At 56.4% G+C, this 19,195-nt stretch carries 17 protein-coding genes; 4 read left to right on the top strand and 13 right to left on the bottom strand.

Features of this window, described 5'->3' with window-relative positions; all coding sequences use genetic code 11:
* Positions 1-52: 52 nt before the first annotated feature.
* The 9 genes from BMX68_RS03075 to BMX68_RS03035 form a co-directional block, all read right to left on the bottom strand.
* On the bottom strand, positions 53-1,255 hold the full coding sequence (locus BMX68_RS03075; protein ID WP_017134103.1) for an HlyD family secretion protein: 1,203 nt from the start codon (positions 1,253-1,255) through the stop codon (positions 53-55).
* Positions 1,256-1,322: 67 nt separating this feature from the next.
* Positions 1,323-1,805: a MarR family winged helix-turn-helix transcriptional regulator gene (locus BMX68_RS03070; protein ID WP_017134104.1), complete on the bottom strand. Its 483-nt coding sequence runs from the start codon at positions 1,803-1,805 to the stop codon at positions 1,323-1,325.
* A gap of 198 nt (positions 1,806-2,003) precedes the next feature.
* The gene (locus tag BMX68_RS03065) at positions 2,004-2,849 is read right to left on the bottom strand and encodes an HpcH/HpaI aldolase/citrate lyase family protein (RefSeq protein WP_017134105.1); all 846 of its coding nucleotides are present in this window, start codon (positions 2,847-2,849) and stop codon (positions 2,004-2,006) included.
* Positions 2,846-3,331: a MaoC family dehydratase gene (locus tag BMX68_RS03060; RefSeq protein WP_017134106.1), complete on the bottom strand. Its 486-nt coding sequence runs from the start codon at positions 3,329-3,331 to the stop codon at positions 2,846-2,848. Before BMX68_RS03060 ends, BMX68_RS03065 begins: the two co-directional genes overlap by 4 nt.
* 119 nt (positions 3,332-3,450) lie before the next feature.
* Positions 3,451-4,749: a CitMHS family transporter gene (locus BMX68_RS03055; protein WP_017134107.1), complete on the bottom strand. Its 1,299-nt coding sequence runs from the start codon at positions 4,747-4,749 to the stop codon at positions 3,451-3,453.
* A 106-nt stretch (positions 4,750-4,855) separates the two neighbouring features.
* A complete protein-coding gene (locus BMX68_RS03050) occupies positions 4,856-6,001 on the bottom strand; it encodes a CaiB/BaiF CoA transferase family protein (RefSeq protein ID WP_017134108.1) in 1,146 nt (381 codons plus the stop codon).
* A 59-nt stretch (positions 6,002-6,060) separates the two neighbouring features.
* Positions 6,061-7,227, bottom strand: a complete 1,167-nt coding sequence (locus tag BMX68_RS03045; RefSeq protein ID WP_017134109.1) for an acyl-CoA dehydrogenase family protein — start codon at positions 7,225-7,227, stop codon at positions 6,061-6,063.
* A 360-nt stretch (positions 7,228-7,587) separates the two neighbouring features.
* Positions 7,588-8,331 carry an IclR family transcriptional regulator gene (locus tag BMX68_RS03040; RefSeq protein WP_026013423.1) on the bottom strand — a complete coding sequence of 248 codons (744 nt, stop codon included), beginning with the start codon at positions 8,329-8,331 and terminating at the stop codon, positions 7,588-7,590.
* 129 nt (positions 8,332-8,460) lie between these two features.
* Positions 8,461-9,066, bottom strand: a complete 606-nt coding sequence (locus BMX68_RS03035) for a MiaE family protein (protein WP_017134111.1) — start codon at positions 9,064-9,066, stop codon at positions 8,461-8,463.
* A gap of 427 nt (positions 9,067-9,493) precedes the next feature.
* Between BMX68_RS03035 and BMX68_RS03030 the strand changes: the two genes are divergently transcribed.
* The gene (locus BMX68_RS03030) at positions 9,494-10,354 is read left to right on the top strand and encodes a universal stress protein (RefSeq protein WP_017134112.1); all 861 of its coding nucleotides are present in this window, start codon (positions 9,494-9,496) and stop codon (positions 10,352-10,354) included.
* Between the two features lie 42 nt (positions 10,355-10,396).
* Here the strand turns inward: BMX68_RS03030 and BMX68_RS03025 are convergent, their stop codons facing one another.
* Positions 10,397-10,867, bottom strand: coding sequence for a DUF1289 domain-containing protein (locus BMX68_RS03025; RefSeq protein ID WP_017134113.1), 471 nt, complete (start codon positions 10,865-10,867; stop codon positions 10,397-10,399).
* 457 nt (positions 10,868-11,324) lie between these two features.
* Here BMX68_RS03025 and acnB point away from each other — a divergent pair, with 457 nt between their 5' ends.
* The 3 genes from acnB to BMX68_RS03010 all read left to right on the top strand — a co-directional run bounded on the left by acnB (position 11,325) and on the right by BMX68_RS03010 (position 16,080).
* The gene (acnB, locus tag BMX68_RS03020) at positions 11,325-13,925 is read left to right on the top strand and encodes a bifunctional aconitate hydratase 2/2-methylisocitrate dehydratase (RefSeq protein ID WP_026013424.1); all 2,601 of its coding nucleotides are present in this window, start codon (positions 11,325-11,327) and stop codon (positions 13,923-13,925) included.
* A 437-nt stretch (positions 13,926-14,362) separates the two neighbouring features.
* Positions 14,363-15,646: a DUF6402 family protein gene (locus tag BMX68_RS03015; RefSeq protein ID WP_074861860.1), complete on the top strand. Its 1,284-nt coding sequence runs from the start codon at positions 14,363-14,365 to the stop codon at positions 15,644-15,646.
* The gene (locus BMX68_RS03010) at positions 15,622-16,080 is read left to right on the top strand and encodes a hypothetical protein (RefSeq protein ID WP_017134116.1); all 459 of its coding nucleotides are present in this window, start codon (positions 15,622-15,624) and stop codon (positions 16,078-16,080) included. Before BMX68_RS03015 ends, BMX68_RS03010 begins: the two co-directional genes overlap by 25 nt.
* Before the next feature lie 198 nt (positions 16,081-16,278).
* Here the strand turns inward: BMX68_RS03010 and queF are convergent, their stop codons facing one another.
* From queF to BMX68_RS02995, 3 genes are all read right to left on the bottom strand, one after another.
* Complete coding sequence (gene queF / locus BMX68_RS03005) at positions 16,279-17,109, bottom strand: NADPH-dependent 7-cyano-7-deazaguanine reductase QueF (protein ID WP_017134117.1); 831 nt, start codon at positions 17,107-17,109, stop codon at positions 16,279-16,281.
* Between the two features lie 81 nt (positions 17,110-17,190).
* Positions 17,191-17,727, bottom strand: a complete 537-nt coding sequence (copI, locus tag BMX68_RS03000) for a copper-resistant cuproprotein CopI (RefSeq protein ID WP_017134118.1) — start codon at positions 17,725-17,727, stop codon at positions 17,191-17,193.
* A 124-nt stretch (positions 17,728-17,851) separates the two neighbouring features.
* Positions 17,852-19,096, bottom strand: coding sequence for a lipoprotein-releasing ABC transporter permease subunit (locus BMX68_RS02995; protein WP_017134119.1), 1,245 nt, complete (start codon positions 19,094-19,096; stop codon positions 17,852-17,854).
* Between the last annotated feature and the right edge of the window lie 99 nt (positions 19,097-19,195).

Below are 19,195 nucleotides of genomic sequence, written 5' to 3'. Positions count from 1 at the left end.
TGGAGCAAGGCTGGCACCGCGACCAACAGGCTCGCGAGCGGGGATCGGCGACTCAGCGTTGCGAGGTTTTGCTCGCCGCCGCGCTGTTTTCATTGATCAGCCGGGTAATCACTGCATCGGCGTCAGCCAGTTGCCACTGATAGACATGTGTGGTGAACGAGGCTTTTTGCGGCGGTTGCTGGGCGAGCACCGGACCGCTTTGGTCCCGTAAGTTGACTTCAACTTGGGTCGACAGCCCGACCCGCAGCGGATGCCGGACCAGCTCTTGGGCGTTGATATAAATCCGCACCGGCACACGCTGGACGATCTTGATCCAGTTACCGGTGGCGTTCTGCGCCGGCAACAGGGCGAAGGCACTGCCGGTGCCAGCACCGAGGCTGTCGACGGTGCCGCTGTATTTCACCTCGCTGCCGTACAGATCGGCCTCGATATCCACCGGCTGGCCGATACGCATCTGCCGTAGCTGGGTTTCCTTGAAGTTGGCATCGATCCACAACTGATCCAGCGGGATCACCGCCATCAGCGCGGTGCCCGGCTGCACACGCTGGCCGAGCTGCACGGTCCGCTTGGCGACATAGCCGGTCACGGGCGCGATCAAGGTGGTCCGGGCATTCGCCAGGTAGGCCTGGCGCAAACGGGCGGCGGCGGCCTTGACCTCGGGGTGATTGGACACCACCGTATCGTCCACCAGCGCATTGAGGGTGTTGAGTTGCTGCTGGGTGTTGCCCAAAGCACTCTGAGCCATGGTCAGATCATCGCGGGCATGGGACAGCTCTTCCTGGGAGATTGCCCCGCCAGCGGCCAGGTTCTTGCGGCGGGAGAAGTTGTCCTGGGCTTTGCGCACCGCAACCTGCTGCACCGCGAGCTGGGCCTTCATGCCATCGACGTTGCTATACAGACCACGGACCTCGCGCACGGTCTTGGCCAGGCTGGCCTCGGCACTTTGCAGGTCAATCTGGGCATCGCTCGGATCGAAGTTCAGTAGCACCTGGCCTGCATGGACCAGATCGCCGTCGTCGGCGCCAATGCTCACCACCGTCCCGGTGATCAGCGGGGTGATTTCCACCACGTTACCGTTAACGTAGGCATCGTCGGTGCTTTCGCTCCAGCGACCGTAGAATTCATACCAACCCCACACCGCTAGACCACCCACGAGCACCGCCAGGGCGAGTGCCGAGAACATGACCTTGCGTTTGCCGGAATTGCCGGTATTCGGGACCTTTTCAACCGCATCTGTTTCGGCAGCGATAGCCATGGCCAGTACCTTCAGTTAATGAGGTTGTGCGGCGGGGTCTGCTGTACTCAAAGCACCACGCAAGGTCCTACTGTTCATTTTCTCCACCCAGGCGCAGCTCGATAAGCGAATCGCCGGCCGCCAGCAAAATCTTCTTGAGAACATTTTCCAGGGTCCGCAATTCCTCGTGGGTAATCGCTCCCGCCAACTCGTTCATGGCATCGGCACCGATCTGCGGCAAGCGGTCCGCGAGGGCCTGCCCCTGCGCCGTCAACACCAACCGGACTTGGCGCCGATCCCCTGCCGAGCGCTGCCGGGCCAGCAACGCCTTCTGTTCCAGGCGATCGAGCATGCGCGTCATCGAACCGCTGTCCAGAGATAAATGGCGACACAGCTCGGCCGGCGAGTCGACGCCGAATTGGGCCATGATGATCAGCACCTTGAACTGCGCCGCGGTAATGCCGTAAGGGACCATATGGGTGTCGATGATCCGGTCCTTGAGCAAGGCAGCGCGCCCCAGAAGCAGACCCAGATGGCAGTTGTGGAAGTCGTCCGGCAAGAAGTGTTTCATACGCGTTACCTGGAAAGCTGCCTAGACAGATAGTCGCTTGGATATTACTGCTTAGGCAGCCTGTGTCAACGCAATTGTTAGCAAGCTTTTTATTTACTCGATAAAAGGCCCCCTCCCGCAAGAGCCATCGGTGCGTGTGTATGCCTGTCACTTCAATGCCGGTATGATCGTCGCGCCCAGGTCAGGGAGTGTCGGTTGCTATCTGTTGGTGAGCGTTACAGAGGGTGCTTGGAGCACTCGCAAAGCTTGCTTGAGGAGAGGTTCATCGATCATGCGCCCATTAAGGCTGACCACTGCGCCGGCGGTGGATTGCATCGCCGCAACCACTTGCGTGGCCCACAGGCGTTGTTCTTCGCTGGGGCTGAAGGCGTTACGAATAACGTTGACATGGGAAGGATGGATGCATGCCTTGGCCGTAAAGCCCACATCAACCGCTTGCTTGGATTCACGGGCCAATCCGTCCACATCGGCTATATCAATATGCACGGCATCAATGGCTGGCTTAGCGCACTGACCGGCGGCGAGGAGGATCGTGGTTCGCGCGTGCTCGACCACAGGGTAATAGTTCCCGGAGGAGTCCCGACTACTGCGCCCTCCCAGGTCGGCGATGAGATCTTCGCCGCCCCAGAACAGCGCCATACAGTTTTGAGCCTGCGCTAACTGATAAGCGTTGATCACTCCTTTCGCGGTTTCACACAGGACGATTACCTGGAAGTCATCCAAAGCCAGCAGTTGTTGTATTTCTTCTGCCTTTGGAAGAAGAATCAAAGGATCAATACCGCTGCGTTCACGCAGGTCTCGCAAAGCTTGCACATCCTCTTTATACCAAGGGGACATCGACGCGTTGATCCGCACAATAATGTCCTTACCTGCTGCCGGTAAGGCATCAATGACGCAACGACGAGCCACGTCCTTGCGGTGCGCAGCGACACTGTCTTCCAAGTCAAAAATAACCCGGTCGGCTCGCTGCAATGCCTTGTCAAAACGTTCGGGACGATCGCCAGGACAAAATAAGATGGCCTCTCCAAGACGGATTTGTTTCATACCACCTCCGGCTTGCGCAACATGAGCGCGTGACGCCGGGCAACAGCCACTAAGACACCTTCCTGATTATATCCACGATGCTCCAGCAGAACTATTCCAGCGTCCGGGCGGGACTTTGACAGGCGCTTTTCTATGACTTCTGTCTTTGCATAAAGGGTATCGCCGGAAAACACCGGTGCCGGAAATTTTATGTCAGCAAAACCCAGGTTTGCTACAAGCGTCTTTTGTGTCAAATGACCTACGCTCAAGCCGACCAGCGTTGAAACTGTCAGCATGCTATTAACCAAACGCCCGCCAAATTCGTTGCCAGCACTGTCATGTGCATCGAAATGAATGCTCGCGGGATTCATGGTCAACAAAGAAAATAACGTGCTGTCCCCGTCATCCAGCGTTCGCCCAGGTGCGTGGCTGTAAAGCACGCCCATTTCGAGTTCTTCGTAATACAAGCCTCGTTGTTGGACAACCAAAGCATTTGCATTCATTTACACACTCCCGCACTTCTAATGATTAATCAGTTCGTAACGGCCAGGAAGCGTTCCACGGCAATCGCGAGCCGCTCAACCACCGCCCTGGGAACTCGCCTATCTGCGTTATATGTCAATCAAAATGGGAACACCCCAAATGCCGCTGCCGCGATAGTCATAATCACGCTCGCCACAAACAGATAAGGAATGGTGAATTTCTGATGGTCGGCCAGATCTATTTTGGTCAGCCCCACAATCAAGAAAGTGGCCGGCGTTAGCGGACTGACCGGAAACCCCGTGGTCATTTGCCCAAGGAGCGCGGCCTGGCCCATCTGAATGGGCGCAACCCCAAGCAGTTGCGCGCTGTGGGCCAATACAGGCATTACGCCGAAGTAGAAGGAGTCCGGATCAAACAAAAGGCTCAATGGCATGGAAAGCAGGCCAAGGATAAACGGCATATGCTCCGCGTGCTCGCGGGGCACATGCTGCACCAGCATTTCGGCCATGGCCCTGAGCATGCCCGATTCCCCCATGATTCCGGTAAATACACCGGCAGCCAGCAATACACTTGCCATCATCAATGCTGCCTTGGCGTGAGCATCCACTCGGGCACGTTGCTCGTGTACATTGGGATAGTTGACCAACAAAGCCGCGACAGTGCCGAGCATGAACATCAGGACCGGTGGAACCCAGCCAGCCACGAGAACGATCAAGACCGTCGATGTGATCACGCAATTAACGCCGAAACGCTTGGGGCGACGTATCCCTTGTTGTTCAATCGACATTTCCGGTACGTGTGCCGATACGTCGATACCCATGGCCGTGATACCCAAACGCCGCTCTTCACGAAGTCCGAGCCAGTAACACACGGCAAACACAAAAGTCAGCCCTATTATCTGCACGGGAATAAGTGGATAAAACATTTCCGTGGTCGGTATGCCCAATGCCGCCGAGGCACGCAGCATCGGGCCTACCCAAGGCAGAAAATTCACGCCGGCCGCCAGCGACACCGCGCAGGCCAGCACTCGCTTATCCATTCCCAAACGTTCATAAAGCGGAAGCATTGCCGGAATAGTCACCAGAAAAGTTACCGCGCCTGATCCATCCAAGTGAATAAGCAGCGCTAGCATTGCGGTGCCCATGACGATATAACGCGGTCGCCCGCCAACGACCCTCAATACGCGCTTAATGATCGGATCGAGCAACCCCGCATCGCTCATCACACCAAAGAAGATAATGGCGAAAATAAACATGCCGGCCACGGGAGCGATATTTTTAATGCCATTGAGCACGAAGCCAGAAGTCTGCAAGCCGAACCCAGCTAACAGCGATGCAACCACCGGCACTATGATTAACGCCACGAGTGGCGAAAGGCGTTTCGTCAGAATAAGCAAGAACAGGCTGGCAATGGCCAGCAAACCGATACTCGCGAGCATTTTTCTTTCCTCATCGAACGATCCAAGGGGCTACCCGTGTATGAAGGCAGCTCCTGACTCCCGGCTTATGTCAGAGCGGTCCGTCACTGCGGGCCTGGTCAGGTCGTCAATCTGCGGTCGTACCGAAGATTTCAGCGGCGTGCTCATTCAGTAATGGCGGACGGCACCGGTAACTGGCAGGTGTACGACTGAGGCGAATCGGCGAGGCGATGCCGCTGTAGTCCTCGCCGATCCTCACCAGCATGTTGCGTGCGGCGACTTGAGGCAACGCCAGCGCCTGCGGGATATCCAGCACAGGCCCGCAAGGCACGCCTTGATGGATCAGTTGCTCGCACAATGCCTCGCCAGAAAGCTTCAATAGTTTTGTCGCCAATGATTGGCGTAGCGCCTGGCGGTGCTCATTACGCAGTTGGTTGCTGAAGAAGCGTGGGTCATCAATCAGCTCCGGCAAAGCGAGCCGCTGGCACAGCGTGGCAAATTGTGCGTCGTTGCCAACAGCGAGGAAAATGTCGCCGGTAGCCGTGGCGAATTTGTCATAAGGCGTGATGTTGGGATGGGCATTGCCACTGCGCTGGGGTGTTTGCGCCGCGTAGAGATAGTTGGCCGAATGCGGATGCAGGATCGACAACGCGCAATCGAACAGCGCCGCTTCGACGAACTGCCCCTCACCGCTACGCTCGCGCTCGTAAAGCGCCATGAGGATACCGAGCGTGGCATTCATACCCGTGACCATGTCGACTATGGGCACGCCAACCCGAAGTGAATCGCCGCCTTGTTCACCATTTACGCTCATGAGCCCACTCATGGCTTGGATGGCCGCATCGTAGCCCGGCATGCCCGCGTAGGGGCCTTGATCGCCATAGCCAGAAATGCGGCAATGGATCAGTCTGGGGAAGCGTAACTTCAACGACTCATAGTTCAAGCCCCACCTTTCCAGGGTGCCTGGCTTGTAGTTTTCCACCAATACATCGGCGTCTTCGAGAAGATCGAACAGGCGTTGCCGATCGACAGCGTCGCCGAGGTTTAAACTGACTCCACGTTTGTTTCTATTGACCCCCATAAAATACGCGGAGGTGCGTTCGCGCACTGGGGCACCCCAGCCACGGGTTTCGTCGCCCGAAGGGGGCTCGACCTTGATCACTTGCGCACCGTGATCAGCGAGGATCTGGGTGCAATAAGGACCACCCAGAACTTTCGATAGATCTACTATTTTGAGTCCCGAAAGCGCGCTCAAGTTTGCTTGTAGGTTCATCAGCGTTACCTTCTTGTTATTTTTTTATAGAAACCGCCCAGGCTAGGTCGCAGACTTGTTTAGTAGGATTTGGGGAGACCGAGAACCTTTTCGGCGATATGGCACATGATCAGTTGCGGGCTCACCGGTGCCAGACGCGGAATCCAGCTCTCACGAAGATAACGCTCGACGTGATACTCCTTCGCAAACCCCATACCGCCAAGCGTCGCCACTGCGGTTTGACACGCCTGACTGCAAGCTTCTGCTGCCAGGTATTTGGCGGTGTTTGCTTCGGCGCCACAGGGTTGTCCCGCGTCATACAGACTGGCGGCCTTGTAAACCATTAACTGGGCTGCCTCCAAGGCCATCCAGGCTTGGGCTAAAGGATGCTGTATGCCCTGGTTTTGCCCAATCGGTCGGCCAAATACCACTCGATCCCGCGCATACTCAACCGCGCGCCACAGTGCCACTTGGCCGAGTCCAACGGCTTCCACCGCAATCAGGATGCGTTCGGGATTGAGCCCGTGCAGCAGGTACTCGAACCCCTTCCCTTCTTCGCCGATAAGATCTTCTTCGGGCACTTCAAGACCGTCGATGAAGAGCATGTTGGAGTCCACGGACTTGCGGCCCATTTTTTCTATCTCGCGCACTTCAACTTTTTCGCGATCCAGGCGGGTGTAGAACAAGGAGAGACCCTGAGTCGACTTGCTGACCTGATCGCGAGGCGTGGTCCTGGCAATGATCAGCATTCGGTCGGCTATCTGCGCGGTGGAAATCCAGATTTTGCGGCCATCTACCACATACCCGCCGGGGACCTTGCGTGCGAAGGTCTTAAGGTTCGTGGTGTCCAAGCCCGTATTAGGCTCGGTAACCGCGAAACAGGCCTTTTCCTTGCCCTGAATCAACGCGGGTAAAAAACGCTGCTTTTGCTCTTCGCTGCCAAAGACCTGCACCGGGTTCAACCCGAAAATATTCATGTGCACGGCTGATGCACCGGAAAGACCTGCGCCCGAGCCGCTGATGGTTTGCATCATCACCGCCGCTTCAAAAATACCCAGACCGGCGCCGCCATATTTCGCATCCATGGCGATACCCAACCATCCCTGATCCGCTAAAGCACGGTACAGCTCATGGGGAAATCGACCGTCGGCGTCGCGCTCAAGCCAGTACTCATCACCAAATGCCTTGCAAATTCGCTGAATGGAATCGCGGATGGCCAACTGGTCTTCATTGAGCTGAAAATTCATCGCTTTCTCCGTTGTTTTTATTCGAGGGCCACGGGTTACACGCGCAGTTAATTCACCAGAGTGAAAATTAATTTACCTTCAAGAATTACTTCGCGCAATCATTTTCGTGATCGCACTTTGTTCGAAGAATCCAATGAGCGGGGAACAGCGCAATGCCCAGGAGTCGAGGGTGTACGAGCTCAGCAGGCTATTTCGGTGGGAGTGGCGGTAAAATCCGATGAACATCGGGAAAAGGAAGGACGGTTGTTTTCATCGCCGCTAGCACAAGCGCGATCATCAATGGGGGGCCCGGCTTTAATTGCGTGGCCGGATGCAGTGCCCTGCATCCCGGTGATTGAGCCTGATGGCAAACGTGTGTTTTCAACCGAGGTCTATGTCGGCGACGATCGACGCGATGCACGCCAGCAGCGGTGCCGAAAGGCTTTGCCAATGTTCGCGCATACGTGGCAGCGGCCCTGCGATTGAAACCGCATACCATTCCCCGGCGAAATTGAAGGCACAGGAGAGCGCTGCCAGATCATTGGAGCTTTCACCCATATTCTCACTCCAGCCACGCTGGCGCACTTCTGCCAGTGCGGCGAGATAATCGTCTTCGCAGGTGAGTGTGTGATCAGTGAAGCGCGGCATGGCCAAACCTTGCAGTCGCTGTCGTACCTGCGTCTCGGGTAATTGCGCCAATATCGCCTTGCCGATGGAGTTGGCGTGTAAAGGTCGAAGTTCGCCAGCGTCAGGGGAGTAGCGGATTGGCCGGGAGGAATCCAGCACATGCAGATAGAGCACCTGCGAACCTTCCAATTTACCCAGGACTACCGTCTCATCGACCTCTCGCTGAAGCGCCTGCAGATGCTCATCGATGATATTGACCAGTGAGTCACCGCTATCGATCTGCATGGCTATCGACAACAAGCGCTTTGTCGGGTAATAGCCCCCTCGCTTGCGCACTTCATAAAGATACCCTCGTGCCGATAATGTACGAATGAGTCCAAGGCAACTCGACATTGGCACATCCAGCAGCCGGGCCAACTCGGTCAGCGACATGGCGCGACGCTCGCGGGCAAAGACCTCTAGAAGGTCAAGTGTGCGGGCAACCAGTTTTACTTCCATAAGGTACTACCAAGCTCGAACCAAAGGCAGAGGGTAGCTTCAAGGCCATACACCCCACAAGCTTGCACACCTGATCCGGCGTTGGACTGGGCTACGCCTCAAGCTACATCCCCACGGGTACAATCCACGTCACGCCGCTGTCGGCACACCGCTGTGGAAACGGAACTCCACGTCCGGGGACTCGATCAGTTCCTGCTCGGCGGCACGAACCTTATCGATCACCTGGGCGATGTCACTCGCATCGCCGTACTGGTAGGCCAGTTTCAGATAACCCTGGAAATGCCGGGCTTCGCTTTTCAGCAAACCAAAATAGAACGTGCCCAGCTCTTCGTCCAGATGCGGCACCAGCGCCTCGAAACGCTCACAGCTCCGGGCTTCGATGAACGCGCCGACCACCAGCGTATCGACCAGTTTGACCGGCTCGTGGTTGCGCACCACTTTGCGCAGGCCCGATGCGTATCGCCCGGCGGAGAGTTGACGCAGCTCGATCTTGCGCTTTTTCAGCAGGCGCATGACCTGCTCGTGGTGAACCAGCTCTTCCCGGGCCAGACGCGACATCATGTTGATCAAGTCGACATGGGAGTGATATTTGGCAATCAGGCTCAGGGCCGTGCTAGCGGCCTTGAATTCGCAATTTTTGTGATCCAAAAGCATCACATCCTGCTGGCCAAGGGCAGCTTCCACCCAGGCATCGGGTGTGCGACATCCTAGAAAATCATGGATTTCAGGCAGCATGGAAAACTCTCACAATGGGTCGGCGCATTGCCGCCTTCTTCTCAGGGTTCTTGTGGTCGATCAGCCGTGCCGCTTGATCGGCCAGCGCCGCTTACCCCCCAAACGCGCCCCTTTTTCCGGCAGGTTCACAGCAAGGCTCTGGCGGTGCGGGCAAGCAGGGTCGGCGATTATACGGATCCTGGGGTCTGTACGAAATGTTTTCGAGCAAAGCCCAGACCAGGCGAAAGCAGCCGAGCCAGCGCCGTTGGCGGGGGGACAATGAGCATGGCGAGCCGGCTCTCGCGGCATGGGCAAGCGTAGATACATTTCGTACAGAGCCTGGGCCGGGCCACTAACCGCCGCCCTGGATGGGCAGCAACTCCAGAGTCGGCGCAGTCCAACTATAGTGATGTATAAGCCGACTTCAGCCTCAGGGAGAAACCTGACCATGCAAGCCATCCGCAGCATTCTGGTGATACTCGACCCTGAACACGCGCATAGCCTGGCGCTCAATCGCGCCAAACTGATTGCCAAGGTCACGGACGCGCACCTGCACCTACTGATGTGCGACCCAAGACATGATCACAGCGCCCTGCTCGCGCTGCTCAAGAGTCAGTTGCATGACGACGGCTACAGCGCCACCGCGGAACAGGCCTGGGAAAAAACCCCGCACGACACCATCATCGGCGTGCAACAGGCCGAAGGCTGCGCACTGGTGATCAAACAACACCGCCCCGACAGCTCGCTGAAAAAAGCCCTGTTGACCCCCTCGGACTGGCAGCTGCTGCGTTTCTGCCCTTGCGCCGTGCTGATGGTCAAGACCGAAGTGCCATGGGCCGGTGGGGTGATCCTGGCGGCTGTGGATGTCGGCAACGCGGACGAAGAACATCGGCACCTGCATGCCAGTATCATTGATCATGGCTATGACATCGCCAGCCTCGCCAAAGGGCGACTGCACGTGATGACCGCCCACCCCTCGCCCATGCTCTCGGCAGCCGACCCGGTGTATCAGTTGAAGGAAACCATCGAGGCGCGTTATCGCGAGCAATGCCGTGCCTTCCAGACAGAGTTCGATATCGACGACGACCACCTGCACATCGCCGAAGGCCCGGCGGATGTGCTGATCCCGCACATGGCCCATAAGCTCGACGCGGCGGTCACGGTGATCGGTACGGTGGCGCGCACCGGGATCTCGGGAGCGCTGATCGGCAATACCGCCGAGGCGGTCCTGGACTCACTGGAAAGCGACATCCTGGTGCTCAAGCCCCAGGAGATCATCGATCATCTGGAAGAACTGGCCAGAGGTTGAAGTCGGCGCTGAATCCGGCATCGCTGCCCCGCGCCGGATTTCTCAGGCGCCGAACGCGTCCTTGAGAAAGCCCGGCGCGATATAACGCTGGTAGTGCGCTTCGGACAGCAGGAAAAACTCCCGATCAATGGCATCGCGCAGCTCCGGCAGGTTCCAATCGCGGAACTCCGGCAGCAGTACCATACCGTAGGCATCCAACTGACTGATCACCCGTGCGCCGCGGGCAATCAACTGATAAGCCCAGCAATATTCCGACTGATGCGGCACGAAGCGAATCTTGCGGGCCTCCAGTTGCTCACGCAGCCTGACCGGATCGAACACTTCCAGCTTGGCCACCATGACCTGCACCAGCAACTGCTCCAAACGCAGCCAGACCGCACGCTTGGCCTCCTCGTCGTAACCGTTCCAGTGGATCACTTCATGGTGGAAGCGCTTGCAGCCACGACACACCAAGTCACCGTAAACAGTGGAGCAGAGGCCGACGCAGGGAGTCTTGATGGTCTGATGGGACATGGGCAGGGAACACGCGGCAAAGCAAAACAGGTCCGCATGTTAGCCTTTTGTCTAAAAAGGATCACCCCCGAACCTGTAGGGCTTAACTTACCTTTCTCCGGAATATGCCGTAGAATCGGCCTGCCTTTTTAGGCGCCAATGTCCGTTGGAAGCTGTTTTCAAAGCGTCACGAGCACAGTGTGGGGTGAAATACGTCCAAAGACGCTTCACCCTCCGGGCGAAATCGCCCTCATTCTGAAGAACGGCGTTGGCGTGGGAGTTTCCGCCCGGAAATCCTCATGCCGACCCTCATCTGCATCAGCTCCGTTCCGAAGACGTAAAACTTTGAAAACAGCTTCTGTTGGAAATCTCCGAACCTCTGGCTAAACGGCTCAAAAAGCCCTGTTGCGCATGGAGTCGAGCATTTCTGGATGAGCGTCCCGGACACCCATTTGGGACCACTGATGAGGGTAATACTGTGCTTGAAGCCTACCGCAAACATATCGAAGAGCGTGCAGCCCTGGGTATCGTGCCCCAGCCGCTTAACGCCGAACAAACTGCAGGCCTCGTCGAGCTGCTGAAGAACCCCCCGGCTGGCGAAGAAACGTTCCTTGTTGACTTGATCACCCATCGCGTTCCGCCTGGAGTGGACGAAGCCGCCTACGTCAAGGCCGGTTTCCTCTCCGCCCTGGCCAAGAGCGAAGTCAGTTCCCCCCTGATCGACAAGAAGCGTGCCGTTGAGCTGCTCGGCACCATGCAGGGCGGCTACAACATCGTCACCCTGGTCGAGCTGCTGGACGACGCCGAGCTGGCCCCGGTTGCCGCCGCGCAACTCAAGCATACCCTGCTGATGTTCGATGCCTTCCACGACGTCGCGGAAAAAGCCAGGAACGGCAATGCCCACGCCAAGGCCGTGATCCAGTCCTGGGCCGACGGCGAGTGGTTCAAGAACCGCCCGACCTTGGCCGACAAGATCAGCCTGCGCGTGTTCAAGGTCACTGGCGAAACCAACACCGACGACCTGTCCCCGGCTCCGGATGCCTGGTCGCGCCCTGACATTCCGCTGCACGCTCTGGCCATGCTGAAAATGGCCCGTGGCGGTATTGTTCCGGACCAGCAAGGCGCCATCGGCCCGATGAAACAGATCGAGCAGATGCGCAATGACGGCTTCCCGATTGCCTACGTCGGTGACGTGGTCGGTACCGGTTCGTCGCGTAAATCGGCGACCAACTCGGTCCTGTGGTTCTTCGGTGACGACGTTCCTTATGTGCCGAACAAGCGCGCAGGCGGCTTCTGCTTCGGCAGCAAGATTGCCCCGATCTTCTACAACACCATGGAAGACGCTGGCGCACTGCCAATCGAGTTCGATGTCACCAACATGCACATGGGCGACGTGATCGACCTGTACCCGCATGCCGGCAAAGTAACCAAGCACAACAGCGATGAAGTCCTGGCCACCTTCGAAATGAAGACCCCGGTACTGCTCGACGAAGTTCGTGCCGGCGGTCGTATCCCACTGATCATCGGCCGTGGCCTGACCGAGAAGGCGCGTGCCGAACTGGGCCTGCCCGCTTCGACCCTGTTCAAGCTGCCGGAAGCTCCGGCCCAAAGCACCAAGGGCTATACCCTGGCGCAGAAAATGGTCGGCAAGGCCTGCGGCGTGACAGGCGTTCGTCCTGGCACCTACTGCGAGCCGAAGATGACCACCGTCGGTTCCCAGGACACCACGGGGCCGATGACCCGTGACGAACTCAAAGACCTGGCTTGCCTGGGCTTCTCCACCGACCTGGTCATGCAGTCGTTCTGCCACACCGCGGCCTATCCGAAGCCAATCGATGTCACCACGCATCACACCCTACCCGACTTCATCATGACCCGTGGCGGTGTGTCCCTGCGTCCGGGCGACGGCATCATCCACAGTTGGCTGAACCGCATGCTGCTGCCGGACACCGTCGGCACCGGTGGTGACTCGCACACCCGCTTCCCGATCGGCATCTCGTTCCCAGCCGGTTCCGGCCTGGTGGCTTTCGCCGCCGCCACTGGCGTGATGCCACTGGACATGCCGGAATCCATTCTGGTGCGTTTCAAGGGCAAACTGCAACCGGGCGTCACCCTGCGTGACCTGGTACATGCCATCCCTTACTACGCGATCCAGAAAGGTCTGCTGACTGTCGAGAAGAAAGGCAAGAAGAACGCCTTCTCTGGTCGCATCCTGGAAATCGAAGGTCTGGAAACCCTGACCGTCGAGCAGGCTTTCGAACTGTCCGACGCCTCGGCCGAACGTTCCGCCGCCGGTTGCACCATCAAGCTGTCCAAAGAGTCGATCACTGAGTACCTGAAGTCGAACATCACCCTGCTGCGCTGGATGATCGGCGAAGGCTACGGCGATGCCCGCACTCTGGAACGTCGAGCACAGGCGATGGAAGCCTGGGTCGCCAATCCTGAGCTGCTGGAAGCCGACAAGGATGCCGAGTACGCCGAAATCATCGAAATCGACCTGGCCGACGTCAAGGAACCCGTGCTCTGCGCGCCGAACGACCCGGACGACGCCCGCCTGCTGTCCAGCGTTGCCGGCGAGAAGATCGACGAAGTGTTCATCGGTTCCTGCATGACCAACATCGGCCACTTCCGCGCCGCGGGCAAGTTGCTGGATCAGGTCAAGGGCCAACTGCCGACTCGCCTGTGGCTGTCGCCGCCAACCAAGATGGACGCTCACCAACTGACCGAGGAAGGCTACTACGGCATCTACGGCAAGGCCGGTGCGCGCATGGAAATGCCGGGCTGCTCGCTGTGCATGGGTAACCAGGCACGGGTAGAACCGAACTCCACCGTGGTGTCGACCTCGACCCGTAACTTCCCGAACCGTCTGGGCGACGGCGCGAACGTCTACCTGGCTTCGGCCGAGCTGGCGTCCGTGGCATCGATCCTGGGTCGCCTGCCGACCGTCGAGGAGTACATGGAGTACGCGGGCAAGATCGACAGCATGGCTGCCGATGTTTACCGCTATCTCAGCTTCGACCAGATCGCCGAGTTCCGTGAAGCCGCGGCAAACGCCAAGATCCCGGTTGTGCAAGCCTAAGCAACAAGTGATCGAATGGGAGGCGGCTTCAGAACCGCCTCCCATTCATCATACATACAACCCCGTATACAGCGGCTCAGGTTACATTGCTGAGCCGATTTATCGTATCCTGTATTGAGATTAGACGATGGCGTCATTGATAATTTTCACTTTATACTCAAAAAAATCATAGAAAAACTGAAACGTGAAAAATTAAAGCTGAATCATAAAAATGTACTCAACAGCGTGCTTTCTTTATTTAGGATTGCTCATACCGAGTCTCTCCAAAATTCAATAACGAACAACTACAAACTAATCTTACGATACGATTAAGTTAGATTTATGTAGATGAACTTGGCACGCTTCGCTTAGATAGGCATCGGGCATGCCACACGCGCAACGATAAGCAGGAAGGTGTTTTGAGCAAAACGAAGATAATAAAGCGACCCTATTACCAGATGGCTCCATCTGGTCTTCCGTTTACTACTTCAACGTGGAAGTGCTATGTGGGATCGGCTGGGTGTGTCCCAATCAACACCCCACAGACGATCTCCTATGAGCGGCTTGCGCCTGGTGAAGCTCCACCCCCAAGGCCCACGGCATCCACACTCATCGCTGAACAAATCAAGCCCCAACAAGTAGAAGCAGCACCTCAGAAGCAGCTTGCTGCACAAACCGCAAAACAACAGCAGAAAGAATCTAAGCCCCCACCTGCCCTCAAGCCACAAGAGCTTGAAGCTGAAGATCATGAGAGGCTCCCTGAATTTGATCTTCAAGACATTCCCGGTGCAATGGAAAAGATTGGTTGGCCAATATCCGCCAAGGTCGCTAGAGAATGGTTTGCCAGCCCCAAACACATCTATAACGATCAACCTAACGCGGTTCACCCCATTGACCACAATACGGTAACACTCAAATGGGCATTAAATTTTGGCAGCGTGCGAAGGCGTTTCGATGAACTACTAAGTGAGAAAATATATTCACCTAAAGCTATTGAGGGTGCCAAGAAAAAAATTACAGAGCAGATCAGAAAGATATTCATCGATCAAAAATCAATGAACCTTTCATTTGGCACTGCACAATATATCGGCGACATTCGCCAATTTCACATCGATTGGCAATTTCAATTTCAGGACATCCCAACAAGTGCGACACTGGATGGATTGCTTCTAACCGACCTTACCGGAACATTAGGAAATTTCAATATCTATACCGCTATTGGCCACGTCAAAATCAGCACAGAGAAATATTTCAAATATGACGGACAGAACAGAACCAAGTCATATTGCATTGACTCCACTGCCACCATCACTCACATTTATGCATATCTGAAAGACAATTATTCATTCAATGACAAAAATAATAGCAACAGTCAATATCTTGGACATTGGAATAAGAAAGACATGATTCTTTCTTACTTTGCAGTAATCAGTGACTTGGTTGATGGCAATAAAATTAATACCAAGATGGGAAGCTCAAAAATTACCGAGATGGGTATCAATTGGGATTACCTACCAGGCAACCCTATTGACAAACCTATAGATAAGAGAACCGGCTTCTTCAGTAAGCTTTTGGTGAAAAACGTTTACTATCCCGTTTACAACAAAAGCTATAATGAGTGGCGCGAGAAGCACAATAGAGGTGGCGATTTCATGATCTACAGCAAACCACAACTTTTCAAGCTGAAGAAGCCGATTCAAATGAAATTGGAACAAATATGCCGCCCATCGGAGCCGATGTGAAGAGGCCTTTCAAGTCTGCCCTTTTTATAGCTATCGGTATTATAGTCCTTGGTTATGGTGCATCTTTTCTCGAAAATTCATTTAATAACACTGATTGTCAAAGATACAACTATAATGACAAATTGAATGGTGGAGTCAAAGAGTTCGATGACAAGAAGTACACTATCAACATTTGTGGTAGCGGAGTAAATACCAGCCACCTCTTTGGCGATAGCATGGATCAAGTTCAACTCACCATCACAGATGAACAAGGATCGCTTCTAGTCAAGAGACACTACAAAATCTTCTGGGATGGTCAGCCAGGTCATGAGCCTATCACTATCGAAAAGGGTAAGATCATTTATCAAGATGATGAAAAACAGGTGGATCACACCATCGTCATGCCTCCAACCTTTCTTGAATCGCTACGAGCAAGATTACCTTTTTCTGGTTAGATGATCACACTGCAGAAAATCGAGTAAGATGACGAGGTAATTCGTGCGACCTTCTTGCTTATGGCTGTCGGATCCACAGCCAAGCAGGCTGCGTTTGCGCAACCTGTCGTTCCTGGAGCACCCAATAGAAAAAGCCTCGACTCGTCGAGGCTTTTTTGTGCCTGAATGGTTATCGCCAACACGCGTTGGCGATAACCGTTACTGACGCACCAACCGCAGGTTCTGGAATTCGGCCGCCTCGGTACTGCGATACGGATTGATATCCAAGCCACCGCGCCGTACATAACGCGCATACACCGTCAGTTTCTCCGGCTTCAGCAAGCGTTGCAGGTCGAGGAAGATCCGCTCCACGCACTGCTCATGAAAATCCGAGTGTTGGCGGAAGCTCACCAGATACGCCAACAGACTCGCGTGATCCAGCGCCGCACCACGATACTCGACGACCACGCTGCCCCAGTCCGGTTGGCTGGTGACCGGGCAATTGGACTTGAGCAGATGACTGTACACGCTCTCCTCGATCACCCGCGACTTATCGCAACGCAGCAGCTCGGGACGCGGATGGGCGTAGTCGTTGACAGTGACCTCCAGGTCGTCGATGCACACACCCGGTAACGCCACCACGCCCTCGGCCTGCACCTCATTCAAGGAACGGACCCGCACGCCCACCGCTTTCCCGGCGGCTGCCGACAAATCGGCGCGCAGCACTGCCTCCAGGCTCGCGGTATCGGCGAACGGCGTCTGGTTCAAGGAGTTAAGGTACAGTTTGAAGGACTTGGATTCGATGATATTCGGTGAATCCGCGGGAATGCTGAACTCGCCGATCGCCACCACAGGCTTGCCCGACGGCAACAGCCAGGACAGCTCGAAGCAGTTCCAGAAATCCACGCCCCGATAAGGCAAGGTAGCGGCGCTCAGGCCCAATTCGGCCCATTTTGCCGCACGCGGGATCGAGAACAGTAAGGACGGGGTGTAAGTGGCGATGTACTCGCTGGACTTGCCCAGCGGCGAGTGTTCGGCTGCGGGATGCATAACGGAAACCTGAAAGAATAAACCCGACCAGTCTATCGGGTTTACCTGCGGCTTTCAGCGTGGCGATGCAACCGACCCCGCTCAACCGTCGATTTTTAGCTCGCCGACCATGCCTGCCTGGTAATGGCCAGGGATATTGCAGGCAAACTGCAGGTTGCCGGCCTGATTGAAGGTCCAGGTCAGTTCGGCGGTCTTGCCCGGCGCCACCAGCACACTGTTGGGATCGTCATGCTTCATCCCATGATCCATGCCCGCCATGGCGGAATGATCCATTGCGCCTTCCTGTATGCCGGTCGGGGTTAACAGGCCGGCCTGTTGCATCTTGAGCATTTCCTGCTGGTGCTCGGCATGCATCGAGGCATGGCCGAGGTTGAACTCATGCAGCAGATGGCCGTTATTGACCAGTACGAAACGCACGGTTTCACCGGCCTTGACCTCCAGCTCCTTGGCGCTGAAGGCGATATCGGTCATGTCTACTTCGATCGTGCGGGTGGCCTTCGCGGCGGGCGCGGGCTGGCCGAAGTCATAGTGGACCGGCGATGCCCAGGCCGGAAAACCCGCCACCAGCAGGCTGGCCAGTGCCAGGCTATTGCGCGCAATGCTATTAAAAACAAACATACTCACCCTCCAACGGAATGGGATTGACCCTGTGCAAGTACCGCGTTCCATCTGACACAACGCTTCGCGCCCAGCGGCGGTGCGGCGTTCCGACCAGCCCACCCGCCACAGAGGCCATCACCGACTACGAATATCTTAGCGCATGCGCCGGCTCGATCTTCGCCGCCCGATATGCCGGGTACAGGGTCGCCAGGAAACTGAGGATAAACCCGGCCGAACAGATCAACACTACATCCCCCGCCTGCAACTGTGACGGCAGGTTGCTGACGAAGTACACATCGGAACTGAAGATGTGCTGCCCACTGATGCGCTCGATCCAACCCACCAGTTCGCTGACATTGAGCGCCGCGATCACGCCGAGCACACCACCGATCAAGGTCCCGACAATCCCGATTACCGTGCCCTGGACCATGAAGATCGTCATGATTTGCCGGGGCGTGGCGCCAAGGGTGCGCAAGATGGCGATATCCGCCCCCTTGTCGTTCACCACCATGATCAGCGTCGCGATGATATTGAACGCCGCCACCGCCACGATCATCATCAGCAGCAGGCCGATCATGGTCTTTTCCATCTTCATCGCGCTGAACAGGCTGCCCTGGGTATGGGTCCAGTTATCCGCCGTGAACTCGGCGCCCAGCCCGCTGGCAATGTGAGCCGAGACTCGGGGCGCGGCATACAGGTCCTTCACCGCCAGGCGCACACTCTGCACCTGGTTCGGTTGCCAGTGCTGGATATCCGCCGCATCCGCCATATGGATCAGGGCCATGGAACCATCCAGCTCGGCACCGACCTTGAATACCCCAACCACGTTCAGGCGTTGCATACGCGGGGTGATGCCACCCGGCGCGGAGCTGAGCTCGGGGACGATCAACGTCAACTTGTCACCGATATTCAGGCGAAAGCGCCGCGCGGTGATATCGCCGATCACCACGCCGAACTCGCCCGGCTTTAGGTCATCCAACTGGCCCTGGACAATATGTTGGGCAACGATCGAGACCTTGCCTTCCTGGGCCGGATCGACGCCGCTGATCTGGATCGGTTGCATCGAGCCCTTGTACGACAGCATCCCGTCCATTTCAGTGAACGGCACCGCCGCGATCACTTCGGGATTCTTCATTGCCGCCTCAGCCACCGGCAGCCAGTCATCGATGGGCTTTACGCCGACGATGGTCGCATGAGGCACCATGCCAAGGATGCGCGACTGCATTTCCTTCTGGAAACCGTTCATCACCGACAGCACCACGATCATTGCCAGCACGCCCAGGGCCAGGCCGATCATTGAGGTCATCGAGATAAACGAGACAAAGCGATTGCGGCGCTTGGCGCGGGTATAGCGCGTGCCGATGAAAATCGATAACGGTCGGAACATTCGCAAGCCACCGTAGAAAAATAACAGTTACTTCAATATGAAGAACAGACATCCAAATCGCCCGAAAGCGCAGCGAGCGACGGCGAGCCTGTATTTAAC

The organism is Pseudomonas agarici (assembly GCF_900109755.1).
In the GTDB taxonomy this organism is placed as follows: domain Bacteria; phylum Pseudomonadota; class Gammaproteobacteria; order Pseudomonadales; family Pseudomonadaceae; genus Aquipseudomonas; species Aquipseudomonas agarici.
This window is presented reverse-complemented; position numbering and strand designations above follow the sequence as displayed.

Bases quoted from the DNA above. Each gene is read 5' to 3' on its own strand.
- BMX68_RS03060 (WP_017134106.1), bottom strand. From the start codon at position 3,331: ATGAATGCAAATGCTTTGGTTGTCCAACAACGAGGCTTGTATTACGAA.
- BMX68_RS03025 (WP_017134113.1), bottom strand. From the start codon at position 10,867: ATGTCCCATCAGACCATCAAGACTCCCTGCGTCGGCCTCTGCTCCACT.
- BMX68_RS03040 (WP_026013423.1), bottom strand. From the start codon at position 8,331: ATGGAAGTAAAACTGGTTGCCCGCACACTTGACCTTCTAGAGGTCTTT.
- BMX68_RS03055 (WP_017134107.1), bottom strand. From the start codon at position 4,749: ATGCTCGCGAGTATCGGTTTGCTGGCCATTGCCAGCCTGTTCTTGCTT.
- BMX68_RS03075 (WP_017134103.1), bottom strand. From the start codon at position 1,255: ATGGCTATCGCTGCCGAAACAGATGCGGTTGAAAAGGTCCCGAATACC.
- BMX68_RS03065 (WP_017134105.1), bottom strand. From the start codon at position 2,849: ATGAAACAAATCCGTCTTGGAGAGGCCATCTTATTTTGTCCTGGCGAT.
- BMX68_RS03070 (WP_017134104.1), bottom strand. From the start codon at position 1,805: ATGAAACACTTCTTGCCGGACGACTTCCACAACTGCCATCTGGGTCTG.
- queF (WP_017134117.1), bottom strand. From the start codon at position 17,109: ATGCATCCCGCAGCCGAACACTCGCCGCTGGGCAAGTCCAGCGAGTAC.
- BMX68_RS03035 (WP_017134111.1), bottom strand. From the start codon at position 9,066: ATGCTGCCTGAAATCCATGATTTTCTAGGATGTCGCACACCCGATGCC.
- BMX68_RS03030 (WP_017134112.1), top strand. From the start codon at position 9,494: ATGCAAGCCATCCGCAGCATTCTGGTGATACTCGACCCTGAACACGCG.
- BMX68_RS03045 (WP_017134109.1), bottom strand. From the start codon at position 7,227: ATGAATTTTCAGCTCAATGAAGACCAGTTGGCCATCCGCGATTCCATT.
- BMX68_RS02995 (WP_017134119.1), bottom strand. From the start codon at position 19,096: ATGTTCCGACCGTTATCGATTTTCATCGGCACGCGCTATACCCGCGCC.
- copI (WP_017134118.1), bottom strand. From the start codon at position 17,727: ATGTTTGTTTTTAATAGCATTGCGCGCAATAGCCTGGCACTGGCCAGC.
- BMX68_RS03050 (WP_017134108.1), bottom strand. From the start codon at position 6,001: ATGAACCTACAAGCAAACTTGAGCGCGCTTTCGGGACTCAAAATAGTA.
- BMX68_RS03015 (WP_074861860.1), top strand. From the start codon at position 14,363: ATGGCTCCATCTGGTCTTCCGTTTACTACTTCAACGTGGAAGTGCTAT.
- BMX68_RS03010 (WP_017134116.1), top strand. From the start codon at position 15,622: ATGCCGCCCATCGGAGCCGATGTGAAGAGGCCTTTCAAGTCTGCCCTT.